The organism is Colwellia sp. (assembly GCF_013214175.1).
GTDB lineage: Bacteria > Pseudomonadota > Gammaproteobacteria > Enterobacterales > Alteromonadaceae > Colwellia.
Map to the genome: position 1 here is coordinate 225,507 of NZ_JABSPA010000006.1, position 18,298 is coordinate 243,804.

The following is an 18,298-nucleotide window of genomic DNA, read 5'->3' on the forward strand; positions in this document are numbered from 1 at the left end:
ACAATTCGCTAGCAATCACCAACATTCAATTACATAACTGTGATACTTCTGTGATTAATTTTTCTTTAATAAGTGATAAAAGCGTGATCTGCAAGCGATAATTCTCCGACATACTTTCCTTACGCTAACGAAGTCTGTTCTAACGACAAAAGCATTAACAACGTACGTTATAACAAGATAAGTGTTAACAACATAAGTCTAACTACCAAGGAATGATCATGAAAGTAATCAAGAAATCGCCAATTAAAACAGCACTAAGTGTACTAGCACTCGCTTTTGCCAGCTCAACAACAATGGCCCAAGAATTATCCATTACTGTCACTAATTTAACTCAGGGTTTGCATTTCACCCCAGTGGTGACCGCTGCCCATAGCAATGAAAACCGACTCTTTATGCTCAGTACTATGGCTACGACTGAGCTACAGACAATGGCTGAAGGTGGTGATATTTCAGGCTTAGTAAGTATGTTAACCAATGCCGACGCGAATATTAATGAGAACCCTGCAGGCGGATTATTAGCACCGGCAATGTCTGCAAGCTTCACTTTAACCAATGATAGCGCCAATACCCACTTATCACTTGCCGCAATGATTTTACCTTCTAATGATGGTTTTGTTGGCTTAGATAGTTGGGAAATACCTGAAGAAGCCGGTACTTATACGGTTTTTTTAAATGCCTATGACGCCGGCACTGAAGCCAATGATGAAGTTCGCGGCAGCGGCGCACCAGGAGAGGCAGGCATGCCAGTACCACCACCACTTGATGCCAGTATAGGCATGAACGGCACTGGCGTTACAGATATGGAAGCGAATGACAAAATTCATATTCACCGCGGTAGCCTAGGTGATGATGATATGTCTGCTGGCAAAAGTGATATAAACAATAGTGTACAACGTTGGTTAAATCCTGTCGCTAAACTCACCATTACCGTGCTATAGGGGTACATCATGTTAACCTTTAACGCTCAACCTAAAATCACTAAAAAACTATCCTCTCAATTAGTTATTGCTAGCTTACTTAGTTTTGGCTTAGCCGCCTGTGGAGATAGCTACAATGACAGTGATAATACTTATACTCCCCCGGTTGAACCGCCGATGGAATATAGTTATTCATTAACATTAACTAACTTAACCTATGGTCAACCTTTATCACCTATCGCGGTAGCACTACATGGCGATACTAAAATGTGGCAAGTTGGCCAAGCAGCTTCAGTCGCCTTAGAGAAATTGGCCGAAGGTGGAGATAATACTGACTTCATTGCACTTGCAGAGAATCTGGCAACTACCAGTAGTGACGGGCCAGTACCACCGGGCTCTAGCGTCACTTTGGCTATCAGTACCACTGAGGCTATGGCAAAGTATTTAACGGTTGTCACCATGTTGGTGAATACAAATGATGCTTTCTCGGGTCTTACTGGTGTAGATATATCAACATTAACGGTTAATCAGGAAAAGTCATGGCGATTAAATGTCTATGATTCAGGTACCGAGCTAAACAACGAAGCGGTCGGTACCATTCCGGGTCCCGCTGACGGTGGCGTAGGTTTTGACGCCGCTCGCAATGATATCGACCTAGTCGGCTATCATTCCGGTGTAGTTAGCAAAGATGATGGTTTATCTAGCTCAGTTTTAACTCAGGCGCATCGTTTTGATAACCCTGCAGTTAAATTAACCATTACTCGAACGAAGTAGTGCGCTAGGCCAATGAGCAGCTCGGCGCACTCATTGGCCTATATATGAAAGATAAAATTTTAATCATTGAAGACGAAATTGATATTGCCAAGCTTATTAAAGTGCATTTATCCGAGTTAGACCTGCACTGTGATATTTGCACCCAAGGAGAGCCAGCATTACAGCAAGCCTTAACGCAAGAATACCAACTTATTTTACTTGATGTGATGTTGCCAGGTATTAGTGGGCTAGATATTTGTCGGCAAGTTAGGCAAGCGAAGCCATTGCAGTCCATTATTATGCTGACCTCTAAAACCTCTGAAATTGATCGAGTATTGGGTCTTGAGCTAGGGGCCGATGATTACATGACTAAGCCTTTTAGCATTAGAGAGTTACAGGCCCGTGTTAGGAGTCAGTTACGTCGGGTACATGCAATTCACGCCAAAAATGCTGACCAATATAATAGTCATCTTAAGGAAAAGTCAACGCAAAAAGAGTCGAATCAGCAAGAGCAAGGGGTACGTATTGGCCAGCTTCATATTGACCATAGATATCACCAAGTCACTTATAAAAATAAAGCCATCAATTTAACCGCGACCGAGTTTGAGTTAATAGATTTTTTCTGCCAGCACCCTGATCAGGTGTTTTCACGGGCGCAATTACTCGATGGTGTCTGGGGCTATCATCACAATGGTTATGAACATACGGTGAATTCTCATATTAATCGCCTGAGAAGCAAGCTTGAGGAAAACTGTAATGAGCCTCAAATAATTCAAACCGTCTGGGGAGTTGGTTATAAACTTAATTCTGCCGGGGTAATGCCACCAATGGCGTGTTAATTAATTATGATTATTATTGATATTGGTAGTAAAAATACTGCTAGCAATAATACCAGGAGCTTTCTTTAGATGAAAATATCACTTTATCAACGCTTAGCATTAATACTCTGTGCATCTTTTATGGTTATGGCATCCTTACTGGTTTATTGGAGTAACTCACTGGTTCAGCAGTCTAAGTATCAAGCTGAACAAAAGTTGCACTTACACTTAGCTGAACATTTAGCCCATGATAACCCGCTATTACAAGACGGAGTTTATGATAAACCCGCGCTAGAAAACCTGTTTCACACCCTAATGCTACTCGGCCCTGCTTTTGAATTTTACTTTCTTGATGCCCAAGGTAATATTTTAACTTATTCAGCCGAGGCAACTAAAATAAAGCGCAAGTCTGTTGCCCTAGCCCCCTTAAAGCAACTAATTGCCAACCCGAAAAAAATGCCGGTTTTTGCTGATGATCCTCGAGGCATCAACAAGCAAAAAATATTTTCGGTCTCGCCGGTTTATCAAGGTGAACTGCTCCAGGGTTATTTGTATATTATTATTGGCGGCGAAATTTATGATTCGATTTTTAGCCAAGTTCAAGCCGGTAAAGACTTACAAAAATACGGCGCCTTTGTACTCGCCAGCTTATTATTACTACTACTGGTTTTATTGGCGGTATTTCATTATTTTACTCAACCGGTAAAAGAATTAGCAAAACAAATGCAAGCGCTTAAAGCGGTGCAATTTGACCAAAGTAAGATTCAGCTCAAGCAATGGGGTTCAGCGGCAAACCATGGCATTGACCATAATGAAGTACACTTTCTCGGCGCTACTTTTAACGATATGGTTATCCAGATTAACCAGCAATTTTCTTTACTAACTGAAAATGACAGAATCCGCCGAGAGTTATTAGCGCACTTGTCTCATGATCTGCGCACGCCATTAGCGACCATGCAAGGCTATATTGAGACTTTAGCGATTAAGGGTGATGACTTATCTAGCGCCGAGCGACAAGATTATTTAGCGACAGTGCAGCGCAATGTATCTCAGTTAAAACGGCTGATAGATCAAATTTTTGAACTGGCCCATCTAGAAAATGGTCAAGTGACGGTCAATTTAGAAACCTTTGCCATTGGTGAGCTTTTACATGACATTTTGGCTAAATTTACCCTAAAATCCGCAGATAAAAAGATTTCATTAATTTTAAAACCGCAACCTTGCCAATATATTGTTTACTCTGACATCGCTAAATTAGAGCGCATCATGACCAACTTATTAGAAAATGCCATCAGACATACTGATCTTGGCGGTGAAATAGTGGTGACAGTCGCACAGCTAAGGACACAAGTTAAAGTCAGTGTTACCGATAATGGTAGTGGCATCAGTAAAGAGGATATCGCCTATATATTTGATGCCAGATATAGAGCGAGTAACGCCATAGAAGATAATATTCAGCATACTGGCTTAGGTTTAGCGATTAGTCAGAAATTATCTCAAGTACTTAACTCTGAGCTGATGGTTAAAAGTGAACTAGGCAATGGTAGTAGCTTTTCATTATCACTACCGACCCTTAAGCCATAAGGCATTAAGCATGCACCGGAAAATCAATCAGCACTGAACTGTGCTTATTCATGTCTTTTAAGCTGTTAGATTAACTTGTTATTGATAAAACTCGGCTTATCAATAACAGGTTAAATTTACTTGCTAATTCACTAAGAATGTTACTCAGGGATTTAGTCAATAATACGATATATTTCCCACTTGGGTGTACCTGAAACTACATGAGGCTCTAAGGTTTTACTCCATTCTTTATGGGCATCTATATCAGCCAGTTTTTGCCAAGCATCATTGAGCTCAGTTAAATTCTTAATAGTCACCTCTGAAATAATACTCGATTCTAATGCACCGACAGAGCCCACTAAAATACGTGAATTCTCTTTAGTCCAACCGATTTGTGAACCGACTTCATCAAACCATTGAGTAAGCGCTTCAACCACTTCTGGCTTGTGGCCAAATTTTGCATCAATACACCATCTTGCAATCATCATAACAATGCCTCCAATCAAACTAATATCGCGCTGATAGCAGCGCAATATAATCAACAGAATAAGTATGAGTGATATTAATGAATTTGCCATTAAAGCAGTAACTCTCAGCTAATGCTGAGAAATAGCGGGTTATAGCTACTTACTAGGAATAACTAACTTTTACCGGGATCGTTAATACCCGTTTACCTTTATGTTTAAGCCAAAAATAAATCATAACAAAGGTTAATAAGGCAATCGCAATCGTTATGCTGGCACTTAACGGCGCGACCATGAAATTACCAATTTGATAACATAATGTTGCCACTAAATAAGCAAAAGTAAAACTCCAAATACCTGCAAATCCGGCCCAGCGACTACCCACTTCATTTTTGATTGCTCCCATAGCAGCAACACAAGGCGTATAAAGTAAGATAAACAATAAATAACTAAAAGCGCCTAACTGGCTGACAAATGCTAATTGCATTCGTTGATAGGTAGTTAGTTCAACACCTTGCTCTTGGGCGGCAAGGCTTAAGTCACTAATCTCACCTACGCTAATCCCCAAAGGATCATCGGGGGAAAGACCGAGTAAATTTTCTTTGATGCTATCAGTCGCATCTTGCCAGCTTTGCACTAATGAAGGCTCTGCTGCTTCCCCTGAGGCATGGGGGGAATATAAGTTATTAAAAGTTGCTACTAATACTTCTTTGGCAAATATTCCGGTAATAATGCCGACGCCTGCTTGCCAATTATCTTCTTGCACCCCCATAGGCGCCAACAGCGGCATCACGACTTTTGCTCCTTGGCTCAATATAGAGTTTTCACTGTCTTGATTACCAAATTGACCACTGGTATCAATAGAGTTAAAGAAGTTTAATAAACACACAACTATCACTATGGTTTTACCAGCGCCGGTAACGAAGCCTCTAGTACGCTGCCAGACACGTTGACTTAAATCGCCAAGTTTGGGCAGTTCATAATTAGGTAATTCCATAATATTTAAAGAACTAGTGCCTGACAACACGGTTTTCTTTAATAAGAAGCCGGTAAAGATCGCGGCGGCAATACCAACTAAATACAATAAAAACACTAGGTTTTGACCATTATCAGGAAAAAAGGCCGCGGCAAATAGCGCATAAACAGGCAACCTAGCCCCACATGACATAAAGGGAGACATCATTACCGTAGTAATGCGCTCTCGCTCACTATCAAGAATTCTTGCTGACATGACCGCAGGTACCGTACAGCCAAAACCAACAATCAACGGCACAAAGGCTTTACCGGGTAAACCAATTTTTTGCATAACGCTGTCCACTACAAAAGCGGCCCGTGCTAAATAACCTGAGCTTTCTAAAATTGATAAGCCGATAAACAAACAGGCGATAACAGGTATAAAGGTCGCTACTGTTTGCAAACCACTGCCAAAGCCCTCAACGATAGTAAGTAACCACTGCGGTAAGTCTAACGGTGCAAGAAAATGTAATGGGTAATCGACAAATAAGGTGCCACTAAGAATATCGAAAAAATCGATAAAGGCACTACCTACATTAATGGCAAACATAAAGAGTAAGTACATCACGCCGAGAAATACCGGTATGCCCGTTAAGGGGTGTAAAACTACGCTATCAATTTTATCTGACATCGACTTGTTGGCACATGCAGGATTGGCGTAGGCAGCATTGGTCGCCTCAACACTGCTAACACGGGCCAGCATATCGGTAATATAATCATAACGCGCTTGCATTGCTTTTACGCTTTGCTTTTGTTGCTGCGCTGGTGGCTGCTTTATTTCTCGCTCTTTTTGGCAGCTAACACTATTAACGATTTTTTGATGGCTAACACTATTAACGATTTTTTGATGGCTAGCGGATAGCTCATTTGTCATTTGAGCCAGTGCCTGCTGCACTTCTACTAAGGCATTTTTACTTTGGGCACTTATGGCAATAACAGGACAACCTAATTCTGCAGCTAATGGCGCAATATCAATGTGTAAATGTTTTTTTCGATCGACTTTATTGAGTACCACTATCATAGGTACACCCAATTCGAGTAGCTGACTAGTTAAATAAAGTTGCCGGCTAAGCTGGTTAATATCAACAACGTTCACTAAGCAATCAATATCATTATCTTGTAAAAAGGATTGCGAAATAGTCAGATCTTTACCTTGCTCGGCATGTTTTTCTAGTGAACTTAAACCGGGTAAGTCTGATAAATAAGCGCTCTGCTGCCCTAAACTAAAACTGGTTTTTTTAGCGGCTACGGTAACACCTGACCAATTGCCAACTTTTTGCTTACTTTGCTTTTTTTTGTTTTCGCTAGCGGATAATAACAGGTTAAATAAAGTGCTTTTACCTGAGTTGGCAAAACCAACCAGGGCGAAATGTTTTGATTGTGTCACGGCAAGATTCTTTTGAGGTTGCGGGGTATAAATGAATTATCTTTGTAATCAATTTTTTTCTTAACTTATCGATTACTTTACTAATTAAAGACTAACGCCAATTTGCTTTGCGACGGAACGCTGAATACAAATTTTAGTATTGTGTAAGCGAAAGGCCATTGGGCCATTAAAGGGTGCCTTATGCGCTAATGACACATGGGAACGAAGAGTAAAGCCTTGTTCAATCAGTTGCGCAGCGATTGCTTCATCTTTAGGTAAAGCGCTAATTTTAGCAGGCTTATTCAGGGGAAGGTCTGCGAGAGTCATGCTAGAAGTCCAAAAAAAAGTTCATTAATCCACAGATGTTAACCTAAGGGATAATGATAATTACTATTGTTTAGATGGTAGCATTAGCCAGAAAAAATCAATAGTAAAACAATGTAACTAATCTTGACCTTGATCAAACAAAAATGTTTCATTAACTAATCAAACCTCTATGTCATTACTTATAGAGTTTATGTCCATTACATTACTTTTTTCACTATTACTAAGCTCGTTGCAAGCTTAGCTATAAACATTGATTTCAGCTAAAACGAATTCCTTGGTAAAAGTGACTACAATTAATACAGGTAGACTGTTTATATGTAAAAACTTTTAGTAATATAATGGTTAATAAATCCATCCGAGAGCTAGCTATATGAAAAAAAAGGTTAATGTTTGCAATATAGCAGAAAAAAACACCCTGATTTTTACTATTATCGTAAGTGTTTTTTTTATGTGCTTTAGCTTAAACAGCCATAGCTACACGCTTGATTCCCCTTCTACTTGGATGCAAGTCCCCCTTAATAAAATTGATGAATTAAATAAGAAAGATCCGGCATTAGCACTAGCCTTTTCTAAAAGTCTACTGAATGAACATAAGCAAAAAATGACTGATATTGATAAAGCCTCATTGTTTAGCAAGATGGCTCAACATAACTATATATTAGGGCACTATAATATAAGTCAGGGGTATCTAGACCAAGCTTATGCCTTGAAAGTAGACTTAACAACTGATGTTGGTATTTCTTTGTTATTAACTCAGGGCGGTATCATGGATGAGCTGGGTAGATCAGAGCAGGCAATGGAAAGGTACTCACTCGCAGCGAAATATGCCAAAGAAAATGAAAACTCTAGACTGCTCGCAGATAGTTATTCTTACATGGCTTACTCATATTCTATTAATCATAAAGATACTCAAGCCCTAAAGTTTTATCATCAAGCTTACTTACAACTTGAACAAATTGGGGATGAGTTAGGCTTAGCTTATTTGAAAGCTGAAATGGCTAATGCCTATTCACTTACCTTTGACGACATCAATGCAATTAAGCTAGCAAAAGAAGCAAGTGATTACTTTAACAAGCATCAATATTATTTTGATGAGTTATTTATACAAAATGTATTAGCCAAAATTTACCTACGAAAAAAAGATTACCAAAAAGCCGAAATAACCTATCTAAGAGTTATCGAAATAACAAAACAAACCAATAAAAAAGAATACATCTACTTAGCTTATTTAGGTTTAGCGAATACTTACCATCACTCTCAACAACACGATAAAGCCCGTGTTTTTTGGCATAAATATCAAGAGCAACATCCCCTTTATGAAAATCCGTCGGCAGAAATTGGCGCCATTGTATTAGAAGCCAAACTTGCACTGAGTGATAACAACATACCAGCTGCAATTGATATTTTAGCTAGAACTGAAGCAATACTTAAACCTTTAGGTATGCAGAATGCGCTTAGTTGGTATGTACAGCTATTCGATTTACAGGCACAAGTTGCGGTTATCCAAAGAGACTTTCAAACTGCATATTTCAAGCAAAAACAAGCAAGAGCCTTACAAAAAGATTATTACAACGCTGAACGTGAAACTATACGTTCAAAATATAAAGTCATCTTTGATACTGACCAAGCTATTTTGACCAACAAGTTATTAGAGCAAGATAAGGCTTTAAATAAAGCGGCTCTAGAGAATTCGATACAACAACAGCAATTACAAAATATGATCATCATAATTATTTTATTATGTGTGTTAGTACTCTGCTATTTTATTTATCGACAAATACTTAATAGTAAAGCTCTTCAAAAAATAGCTAACACTGATACCTTAACTGAACTAGCAAACCGTAGGTATAGCTTTATTTATGCCGAGAAGATGTTATTGCAAGCGATAAAAGCCAAGCAAGCATTTTCTGTCGTCATATTCGACGTAGATCATTTCAAACGAGTTAATGATAACTTTGGTCATGCCGGTGGTGATATCGCATTAAAAGAGCTTGCCTCAACAGCCAATGAATACGTTAGATCTCATGATATTCTAGGTCGCATAGGTGGTGAGGAATTTTTACTGATTTTACCCGAAGAGTCTGCAACTCAGGCATATGAAATAGCTGAACGTATTAGACATGCTATCGAGCATAAAGTAATGACTATCCAAGGGCAGTCATTACAAATTACCGCAAGCTTTGGCATTGCCGAGTTAACGGAGCAACAAGATAGTTTTAATCAACTCTTTAACAGTGCCGATATGGCTTTATATCAAGCAAAAGACCAAGGCAGAAACCAAGTGGTGATGGCAAGCTAGGCATCGCCCATCAACTTTATTAGCTGAATTAAACTCAATAAAAAACTGCTTAACCATGAATAGGCACCTTGATTACTTTTGTTGACATGGTAAGCATAAGTTGGCCTTTATTAATGTTTAATTAAATCAGCCAAGCTTTGTTTATTGATTAATTTCTTTTTCATACCATAGGCAAGTCTATGGGTTCCATGACAACGGGCACAGGCCAAAACCGCTAGGGTTCCCAGATCACGTCCTTGCTGCTTAGCCGTACCTAACTCTAATGATACTTGTAAACTACTTAGCGTACTCTTCATCGCTTCGCTTGGATAAGTTTTGCGGTCTTTTTTATGGCAATCCACACAAGTTTCACCGAGTGTCACCATACCTTGATTAAGCTCAACTAAAGTTGCTAGAGCTAAGTATTTGTTACCATCTTGCGCCGATATTTTTATCTGATTCACTTGCTTAGTTAAGCTGTTCATATGCTCGGTAAAGCTTATTTTCTCTGTGATTTTTATACCGCGAAAGTCCGCTGTTCGATAAGTTAAAGCGGTAATCGCTTGGTAATCTTCATGGCAAGCATCACAACTTTGTTGCAAGGTTTTATGCTGAACTAACACAGCGGAAAAATCTTTTTTATCACTGGCTAATTTTAACTCAGCCATGGTTTGCAGTGACAATTTCTTTTGCCATGCAGGCACCATGTCAGCCACTTTAAGGTAATGCTCATTAAGTTGCCCTACCCACTTATGTAAAAGCTCTGCCTCTTGCTGTTGCGCATAAAACTCTACTGCCTGCATTTCACGCCTGAGTTTAAACATATTATGCAGCCAAACTTGTCGCTTATTTTCAGGTTTATACCATTGCGCCAGCGCTATCGGTGGAGTTTTAACTAAGCTAACTTTATCTTGATGCTGATAAATAAGCCCAGCAACTATTAACAAGATAATCACCAGTAAAAGAATAAAATAACGCCAACGCATAACTAAGCACTCTGTTTCATTTAATAGCCATTAGTGTATTTTAAATAAAATTCAGCATTATTGATTTGGCATAAAAAAAGAGCTTTAAAGCTCTTTTTATAAATTTAGCAAACTAACGTGTTAATTAGCTTGCTGAATTAACTAATTAAAATGAAAAACGCACACCGATAGCACCATCAACACTAAATTTAAATTTATCATCAAAATTTGCTACTGGCTGTACTTGGCCGTATAAATCCCAACCTTTGGCAAAATACCAAGAAACACCCACTGGCACACGTACACCATAGCCATGGTTCCAACCAGCCCAACCACCGCCAGCAAGATACCAAGATAATGGCGTTTCATTATTAAAACCACCGGTTTTCACTAAATAATCTACGGCGAAACCACTATCACCCAAAACGATGTTATAGCTATCTATCTGTGCAACAAGACTTAAGTCCATATCTAGCGCCACACCAACTTTAACATTAGCTTGAGCATAACTAGACAGTGATAATGCAAGTAATAAAACACTTACTAAAAACAATTTTTTCATTGGGATTCCTAAGATATCGAAGAGGTAGTGATTAAAATTGGCGCTATTGTAATCGTTCTTTAGTGCAAAACAAGGAAAAGCCGAGTACTTTTCGAATATGGCTTAGTTTACTTATAACTTGGTATTGTTACTAAAGTGCTACAGCTACTTGTTAACATTGATCACAGCCTTTACTATAAGAAACGATTTATAACCCTTAACTGCATAATTAGGCTGTCTATGTTTACACAAAAAACCAACAAAACAACAAAAATAAACGCTAGAAAAGCGCTAGCCCTTATCAGCATAGCCACTGCCAGTTTAAGTTTTACTAACACTGCTAGCGCGACTATTGTTGAAATTAAAACCTCACTAAGTGAACAACTGATTAAAGTTAACTTATTTGATAGTACTACACCTGCAACAGTAGCTAACTTCCTCAATTATATTGATAGTGGGCATTACACTAACTCGGTTGTGCATAGAGTTGCTACCGATTTTGTTGTGCAAGGCGGTGGTTATAAATTTACTGGTGAGTGGCCATTAACGCCACTAGTAGCAAGCGCGCCAGTAAAAAACGAGCCTGTTTATTCTAATGTTAAAGGCACCATTGCCATGGCGAAAAAGGGCAGCAATGTTCATAGTGCTACTAACCAGTGGTTTTTTAACTTAAAAGATAATAGCGATAATTTAGACCGACAAAACGGTGGTTTTACCGTATTTGGTCAAGTTATTGAAGGTATGGATATAGTAGACAAAATAGCGCAACTAAAACTATGTAACGCTGGTGATTTAGAGGGTATCCCTATGGTCATGGCTGAAAGTCAACAATGTGGCGATATGAGCACACCTGGCATGGAGAACTTTGTTGTTATTGAGTATGTAGGTATTTTTGATAACTCTGAGGTGACGGATGGTGATTTAATCCCATTGAAATCAAAAGAGCCTGATAGTGATGGTGATGGTGTGATAGACATATCTGATGCTTTCCCAAGCGACCCTGCTAAATATTTACCTGATGCTCAAGAAGATAGCGGTGGTTCAATCACTTGGTTTGCTCTTGCTATGCTTACCTTGCTAACCATGAGAAGACGTCTCTTCTCTATGTAGGAGCAGGCTTTAGCCGCGAACATTAGTAAATATTCAGGCGTAAACATTCGATAAAACCTAGATTCCCGACAAGTGAACTCGGGAATGACGGTACAGAAGCCCATATATTAAAAAGCAGCGTATCGTCTAACGATAGCTGCTTTTTTTAGTGCTTAAGCTTTTGTAACTAAGACATTAATGCCTAAGTCCCCTAACCTCTAGTGAATTCTGGATAAGCTTCCATACCACAGTCAGAGATATCAACACCTTCGTACTCTTCTTCAGCACTAACACGAATACCGATGATTTTCTTCAGGGCAAACCAGACAATAAAGCTAGTACCAAAGACCCAAACAAAAATGGTTGCCGCGCCAATCAGCTGACCGCTAAAACTAGCTGATGAATTAGTAATTGGTACAATCAACAAACCAAAGAAGCCAACAACGCCATGTACTGAAATAGCACCTACGGGATCATCAATTTTAATTTTATCTAAAGCTAAGATTGAAAGCACCACGATTACACCAGCAATGGCGCCAAAGAGTGTCGCTTGTAATGGTGATGGCGTTGATGGCTCAGCAGTGATAGCCACTAATCCAGCCAAAGCACCGTTTAAGGTCATGGTTAAATCGGCTTTCTTAAATAATATTTTAGCAAAAACTAAGGCTGAAATTGCACCGGCAGCAGCGGCGGCATTAGTATTTAAGAACACCATAGCCACTGAGTTAGCACTATTAATATCGGCAAGTTTTAATACTGAACCACCATTAAAACCAAACCAACCCATCCATAAAATGAAAGTACCTAAGGTTGCCATAGGCAAGTTAGCGCCAGGAATGGCATTCACTTTACCGTCTTTACCGTATTTACCTTTACGAGCACCAAGCAATAAAACACCGGCTAATGCCGCTGAAGCGCCAGCCATATGAACAATACCAGAGCCAGCAAAGTCAGAGAATCCTAAGTCACCTAAAGTATATAAACCAAAGACAGCTTCACCGTTCCAAGTCCAGCTACCTTGCATAGGATAGATAAAGCCGGTTAATACCACAGTAAAAGCTAAGAAAGCCCACAGTTTCATCCGCTCAGCAACAGCACCTGAAACAATCGACATAGCGGTTGCAACGAATACTACTTGGAAGAAGAAATCAGCTGCATTGGAATAAACAGCGCCACCATCAAATCCAGCTTCTGCAGACTCTGCTAGCACAGTACTAACCAATGCATCAGCATCACTCGCACCATCAAGACCAATGCCATTTAAGAAAACACCACCGCCATACATAATATCATAACCAACAATAAGGTACATAATGCAGGCAATAGCATATAGCGCGACGTTTTTGGTTAGGATTTCAGTAGTGTTTTTAGCACGTACTAAGCCAGCTTCTAACATAGAGAAACCTGCAGCCATCCACATAACCAAGGCACCACACATAAGAAAGTAAAAGGTATCTAAAGCGTATTGTAATTGAAAAATATTTTGTTCCATTATCTCTCTCCCTTAAAGTGCTTCAGAGTCTTGCTCGCCCGTACGAATACGGATAGCATGCTCTAGGTTAAAAACAAAAATCTTACCGTCACCAATTTTACCGGTGTAAGCGGCTTTAGTTATGGTTTCCACTAAACGCTCAACCAGATCATCATTAACTGCAATTTCCAACTTCACTTTAGGTAAAAAGTCTACTTGGTACTCGGCACCGCGATATAATTCGGTATGACCCTTTTGACGGCCAAAACCCTTGACCTCACTGACTGTGATGCCCTCAACTCCGATTTCAGAAATGGCTTCTCTGACATCGTCTAGTTTGAATGGTTTAATGATTGCGCTAATTAGTTTCATGCTTACCCCTAGTTATCGTTCTTTTTATGACTAATAACCTGATAATACAATTCATATGCCACAATAAAATAATGATACTTATTAGCTAGTTAGTTTAAATTCTATTTTTTATCGGTAGCAGTTCGCACCAAGAGCGTGCAGAAAAATCATCCACTGAGTTCATCTGGTGCAATTGGTTAGGGCTAAGGTAAGGTGATTTTTGAGAGAGTATTTTTAGAGAGTCAGCTAATTTAAGGTAGCGCCGCTAACTTTTAGCTATTATAAAGTTCGGTAAAAGTCTTAACCGAAAAACCCTTAAGTAGTTGGTCACCAACCTTCAATACAGGTACGCCACGTAGACCAGTTGCGGCAAACTCTTTTTGCCCCTTGGCAGTTTTAATATTACATAACCTAAAAGCAATACCTTGCTGTTCAAGGTAGCGTTTTGCTGTTTGGCAATGTGGACACTTATCTGTGGTATATAAAACAACACGTTTCATTTTCATTCCTTATTACTTATTACTTATTACTTATTGTTTGTTTTTTGTTGTTTGTTGAACATGACGTATCTAAGATACTAACTGCTATTTTACCCTAGCTTGAAGCTTTATCTGTAACACTTATCTTGGCTTTTTTTTATATTAATCAATAATAACGCCAATAAAGTAGCAAACACGCTAACCTAGACTAAAGTTGTAGCAAAGCTTGATGCAAATCAAGTTAGTAATCCTATTCAAAACAATATATTAACAACTTGATTTAAATCAAACTATTCAACTCGATGCGATGCAAAAATTATCCCATCAGTTACCAATACCCAAAATAATAATAATAATAGCGAAGCTAACTAACCCACTTATAAAACATGATCTTAGGATATTATTATGAAAACAGCAGTAAACAAGTTTACCTTATCGTTAATCACGACCGCGATTTTAGTGGCCCCTGCCGCCTTTGCCGTTGAAACTGAACATGGCAAGGGCATTACCGAAGCGCTTAGTGATAGCACGGTAAAAGTTGAATTACGTGCCCGTTATGAAGGCGTAGATCAAGACGGTAAAGATAAAGATGCCTCTGCAGCAACATTAAAGAGTCGTATCACTGTCAAAACTGGCAGCTACAGCAATTTCTCTATGGCTATAGAAGTGGATAAAGTGGATGCTTTAGTTGATGACTATAACAACACCCAAAATGGTCAAACTCAATACCCAGTAGTTGCCGATCCACAAGGTACAGACGTAAACCAAGCTTATATCAAGTATGCAAATGATGGCTTTAGCGCCGTTGTTGGTCGCCAACGAATTTTACATAACAATCAACGTTTTGTTGGTGGTGTAGGCTGGCGTCAAAATGAGCAAACTTATGATGGTGTACGTGCTCAATACAAAGCGGATGCTTTCTCTGTAGATTACAGCTACATTCAAAACATAAATGACATTACTGCCAACAATGTAAAAGGTGACTTCCACTTAGTAAATGCAAATTATAATATCAATAAAGCCCATAAAATATCTGGTTTTGCTTATATTCTAGATTACGATACCGCTGTAGCTAACTCTAGCAGTACTCTAGGCGCATTATATAACGGTAAATTTGGTAAGTTTTTAGTGAATGCTAGTTTAGCGAGTCAAAGTGATAATGGTGACAACCCTACTAGTTATTCAGCAATGTATATGAATGCCGAAGCGGGTTATAACTTTGGTCCGGTAACTTTAATAGGTGGTTATGAGTTATTAGGTAGCGATAACGGTGTTGGTTTTAACACCCCGCTTGCCACTAAACACGCATTTAACGGCTGGGCTGATAAGTTTTTAGGCACTCCAGGTGAAGGCTTACAAGATGTCTATATAACCGCTAAAGGTAAAGTTTCAGGGGTTAAATGGGCAGCAACATACCATGATTTTTCATCAGACGTAGATAGTATTGATTTTGGTAGCGAGCTTAACTTAGTAGCCACTTATCAAATTAACAAAAACTACGGTGTATTAGTAAAAGCGGCTAATTATGGCGAAGGTGATGACGGTGTATCTCCAACTGACACTAACAAAGTATGGGTACAACTAACGGCTAAGTTCTAATGCTTTACAATTTAAACGTTAGAAATTAATAAGATAGCTCAATGAAACCAGAAACCAGCACATGCTGGTTTCTTATTTTTTAGCCAGCCGTTTTACCCTCCTGTTTTATCCCATCACTTATCCTGTTACTTTATCCTGCCATTACATTGCCCCACCCTAATAAAAGCATTAGAATAGCCGCGAATTTTACTGGCTGTTAGGCGAAACTTTTTGTTATTAATGATCGACAATTACGACTCATTTACTTTTAATTTAGTGCACTATTTTCAAGCGCTAGGTCAAGAAGTGGTTGTTTATAGGAATGATGAAATTAGCCTGAAAGAAATTGAGCAATTAAAGCCTCAATATATTGTTATATCCCCTGGTCCTGGCGATCCGGACTCTGCCGGAATCTCTCTGGCTGTGGTTGAACATTTCTCCGGTAAAATACCCTTGTTAGGTGTCTGCTTAGGTCATCAATGTATTGCCCAGCACTTTGGCGCTAACGTTAAAAAAGCTAAGCAAGTGATGCACGGTAAAACCTCAAAGATTCGCCATAATCAGCAAGGTTTGTTTAACAACTTAAATCTTCCGTTAGAAGTTACTCGTTATCATTCATTAATAGTAAGCAAACAATCTTTACCAAGCGAACTGACGATAACGGCATGGAGCGTAAATAAACAAGGTGAGGTTGATGAAATTATGGCGCTGGAGCATAAAAGCCTGCCTATTAGTAGCGTACAGTTTCATCCAGAATCAATTCTCACTGAGCAGGGACAAAGTTTATTAGCAAATTTTATCAAGCAATTTAAAAATTACCCGATAAGCTAATAACAGGAGCTATTTAGATTAAAGCCAGATAGAGTAGTGCTTTACTCGTTTAGGCGCTAGATTAAATTTAATGCTCAGTTTTGTACTTGGGTAGCAATAAAAAGGTAAGCAATAAAACCGCTATGCAAATTTTTGAACACAATCAAACTGTCGCCACTATATATCAACGCGCGATCAGCCTCTCTATTTGTAAAGATTTTGCGGAAAAGCAAAGTGGTAAAATCACTATGGTTGACCATCAAGGTAGCGAACAAGAAAATCGCCGCCGAGAGTTGTTATCTGTAGAAGTACAAGCGCAACAAGAAAAAATTATTGCCAAGCATGGTGAAGAGCATTTTCGTAAACAAATCAAACAAAGCTTCTTTAGCCGTGTTCGTACAAAAATTAATAGTGACTTTGACAATAAAGAGCACCTTTACCATCATGTGCTAGGTATTGAAGATGCCTGCCCTGCTATTCTCGATATTTTATCTGCTCGCGCCGCTTCCGTTAATCAAATCAAAGATCTTGCTGCCTCTTTATCTTGGTTAGCTACCGATTTAATAAATTTAGTTAATAAGCCACAGTATCGTAAACGTGCTGACGTGCAAGTTACCGATGCTAAGCTAGCTTTGAGTTATATTGGCTTAGACAATTTAAAATTGGTGATGCCAACCTTTACCCTTAAACATTGGTTACCAACCAGTACGGCGCCCTATGGTCTGATGAAGCGAAAGCTATGGAATGATAGTTTAGCTATTGCCCTAGCCGCACGCGCGTTAGCCAAAGAACAAGGTCTAGATGAGTTTACTGCCTTTACTACGGGTATGCTGTCTAATATAGGTAGGTTTGCCGTTACCCGTTGTTATTTAACTACGTTTAGCGAGATGTATAAAAAAGAAGTACGTGAAGCATTTGAAAGTAAAGACAAACGCTTACACAATGTTTTATCAAAAATTGAAGCCAGTGAGGAGCTACTGCTAGAACAACTGACTATGCGCAGTTCACAATTATCTGCTGATTTAATTGAGATAATGAGTTTTAGACGTATGGGCATAACCGAGCCCATTTTTGATCTAGCCTACGCTGATACCATAGAAAAAATGCATCCTATCGCTCAAGTTGTTGCTAAAGCCAAAGCTTATGTTGCCTTTCGTGCCTTAGCCAAAGAACAGTTAATAAACAGTGATGAGAGTAAAGCATTACTTAGCGTAGTTAAGTTAACGCCAGCTGAAATAACCTTATTGAAAAAGAGCGATATTGACCACATTAAGCTCAACTTCAGTTAATATCCTGCTAATTTTCTACTTTTTCACTGATTTTTTCTGATTAATTATTAAAAAATCACCTTAAGCGCTTTTCAACGTGCAAGCGCTTACCTCCTCACTTACCCCCTTATTTCAACAAAACAATTCGACCCTATAAATATTCACAATTTCTGAATAAAATTAGCTAAACCGTTGTTTTGTCTGGGCTGCAGAGTAGCACAGCAAGACAAGTCGACTGTTTTCTGT

17 protein-coding genes are annotated in these 18,298 nt (G+C 39.0%); 9 read left to right on the top strand and 8 right to left on the bottom strand.

Annotation, left to right across the window (positions count from 1 at the left end):
• The first annotated feature begins 218 nt into the window (after nt 1–218).
• The 4 genes from HRT55_RS15315 to HRT55_RS15330 all read left to right on the top strand — a co-directional run bounded on the left by HRT55_RS15315 (nt 219) and on the right by HRT55_RS15330 (nt 4,072).
• Entirely contained in the window at nt 219–938 is a 720-nt protein-coding gene (locus HRT55_RS15315) for a spondin domain-containing protein (RefSeq protein WP_291622672.1), read from the top strand.
• A 9-nt stretch (nt 939–947) separates the two neighbouring features.
• The gene (locus HRT55_RS15320) at nt 948–1,691 is read left to right on the top strand and encodes a spondin domain-containing protein (RefSeq protein ID WP_291622673.1); all 744 of its coding nucleotides are present in this window, start codon (nt 948–950) and stop codon (nt 1,689–1,691) included.
• A 44-nt stretch (nt 1,692–1,735) separates the two neighbouring features.
• Nucleotides 1,736–2,509, top strand: coding sequence for a response regulator transcription factor (locus HRT55_RS15325; RefSeq protein ID WP_291622674.1), 774 nt, complete (start codon nt 1,736–1,738; stop codon nt 2,507–2,509).
• A gap of 69 nt (nt 2,510–2,578) precedes the next feature.
• Nucleotides 2,579–4,072: a HAMP domain-containing sensor histidine kinase gene (locus HRT55_RS15330; protein ID WP_291622675.1), complete on the top strand. Its 1,494-nt coding sequence runs from the start codon at nt 2,579–2,581 to the stop codon at nt 4,070–4,072.
• A 152-nt stretch (nt 4,073–4,224) separates the two neighbouring features.
• On the opposite strand, the gene HRT55_RS15335 is transcribed toward HRT55_RS15330, so the two are convergent.
• From HRT55_RS15335 to HRT55_RS15345, 3 genes are all read right to left on the bottom strand, one after another.
• Nucleotides 4,225–4,539: a hypothetical protein gene (locus HRT55_RS15335; RefSeq protein ID WP_291622676.1), complete on the bottom strand. Its 315-nt coding sequence runs from the start codon at nt 4,537–4,539 to the stop codon at nt 4,225–4,227.
• Between the two features lie 142 nt (nt 4,540–4,681).
• A complete protein-coding gene (feoB, locus tag HRT55_RS15340; RefSeq protein ID WP_291622677.1) occupies nt 4,682–6,916 on the bottom strand; it encodes a ferrous iron transport protein B in 2,235 nt (744 codons plus the stop codon).
• Between the two features lie 84 nt (nt 6,917–7,000).
• Entirely contained in the window at nt 7,001–7,222 is a 222-nt protein-coding gene (locus HRT55_RS15345) for a FeoA family protein (protein WP_291622678.1), read from the bottom strand.
• 370 nt (nt 7,223–7,592) lie between these two features.
• Here HRT55_RS15345 and HRT55_RS15350 point away from each other — a divergent pair, with 370 nt between their 5' ends.
• Nucleotides 7,593–9,521: a tetratricopeptide repeat-containing diguanylate cyclase gene (locus HRT55_RS15350; protein WP_291622679.1), complete on the top strand. Its 1,929-nt coding sequence runs from the start codon at nt 7,593–7,595 to the stop codon at nt 9,519–9,521.
• A 110-nt stretch (nt 9,522–9,631) separates the two neighbouring features.
• Here the strand turns inward: HRT55_RS15350 and HRT55_RS15355 are convergent, their stop codons facing one another.
• Both HRT55_RS15355 and HRT55_RS15360 read right to left on the bottom strand, forming a co-directional pair.
• On the bottom strand, nt 9,632–10,486 hold the full coding sequence (locus tag HRT55_RS15355; RefSeq protein ID WP_291622680.1) for a hypothetical protein: 855 nt from the start codon (nt 10,484–10,486) through the stop codon (nt 9,632–9,634).
• 145 nt (nt 10,487–10,631) lie between these two features.
• A complete protein-coding gene (locus HRT55_RS15360; protein WP_291622681.1) occupies nt 10,632–11,027 on the bottom strand; it encodes a hypothetical protein in 396 nt (131 codons plus the stop codon).
• A 219-nt stretch (nt 11,028–11,246) separates the two neighbouring features.
• Here HRT55_RS15360 and HRT55_RS15365 point away from each other — a divergent pair, with 219 nt between their 5' ends.
• Nucleotides 11,247–12,116: a peptidylprolyl isomerase gene (locus tag HRT55_RS15365; protein ID WP_291622682.1), complete on the top strand. Its 870-nt coding sequence runs from the start codon at nt 11,247–11,249 to the stop codon at nt 12,114–12,116.
• Nucleotides 12,117–12,306: 190 nt separating this feature from the next.
• On the opposite strand, the gene HRT55_RS15370 is transcribed toward HRT55_RS15365, so the two are convergent.
• The 3 genes from HRT55_RS15370 to HRT55_RS15380 all read right to left on the bottom strand — a co-directional run bounded on the left by HRT55_RS15370 (nt 12,307) and on the right by HRT55_RS15380 (nt 14,417).
• A complete protein-coding gene (locus tag HRT55_RS15370) occupies nt 12,307–13,587 on the bottom strand; it encodes an ammonium transporter (protein ID WP_291622683.1) in 1,281 nt (426 codons plus the stop codon).
• Between the two features lie 12 nt (nt 13,588–13,599).
• Complete coding sequence (gene glnK / locus HRT55_RS15375; protein ID WP_291622684.1) at nt 13,600–13,938, bottom strand: P-II family nitrogen regulator; 339 nt, start codon at nt 13,936–13,938, stop codon at nt 13,600–13,602.
• A 251-nt stretch (nt 13,939–14,189) separates the two neighbouring features.
• The gene (locus HRT55_RS15380) at nt 14,190–14,417 is read right to left on the bottom strand and encodes a glutaredoxin family protein (protein ID WP_291622685.1); all 228 of its coding nucleotides are present in this window, start codon (nt 14,415–14,417) and stop codon (nt 14,190–14,192) included.
• A gap of 384 nt (nt 14,418–14,801) precedes the next feature.
• Between HRT55_RS15380 and HRT55_RS15385 the strand changes: the two genes are divergently transcribed.
• The 3 genes from HRT55_RS15385 (at nt 14,802) to HRT55_RS15395 (ending at nt 18,073) form a co-directional block, all read left to right on the top strand.
• Nucleotides 14,802–15,995, top strand: coding sequence for an alginate export family protein (locus HRT55_RS15385; protein WP_291622686.1), 1,194 nt, complete (start codon nt 14,802–14,804; stop codon nt 15,993–15,995).
• Between the two features lie 210 nt (nt 15,996–16,205).
• Entirely contained in the window at nt 16,206–16,805 is a 600-nt protein-coding gene (locus tag HRT55_RS15390; protein WP_291622687.1) for an aminodeoxychorismate/anthranilate synthase component II, read from the top strand.
• A gap of 122 nt (nt 16,806–16,927) precedes the next feature.
• Nucleotides 16,928–18,073 carry an HDOD domain-containing protein gene (locus HRT55_RS15395; RefSeq protein WP_291622688.1) on the top strand — a complete coding sequence of 382 codons (1,146 nt, stop codon included), beginning with the start codon at nt 16,928–16,930 and terminating at the stop codon, nt 18,071–18,073.
• The last annotated feature ends 225 nt before the right edge of the window (nt 18,074–18,298 follow it).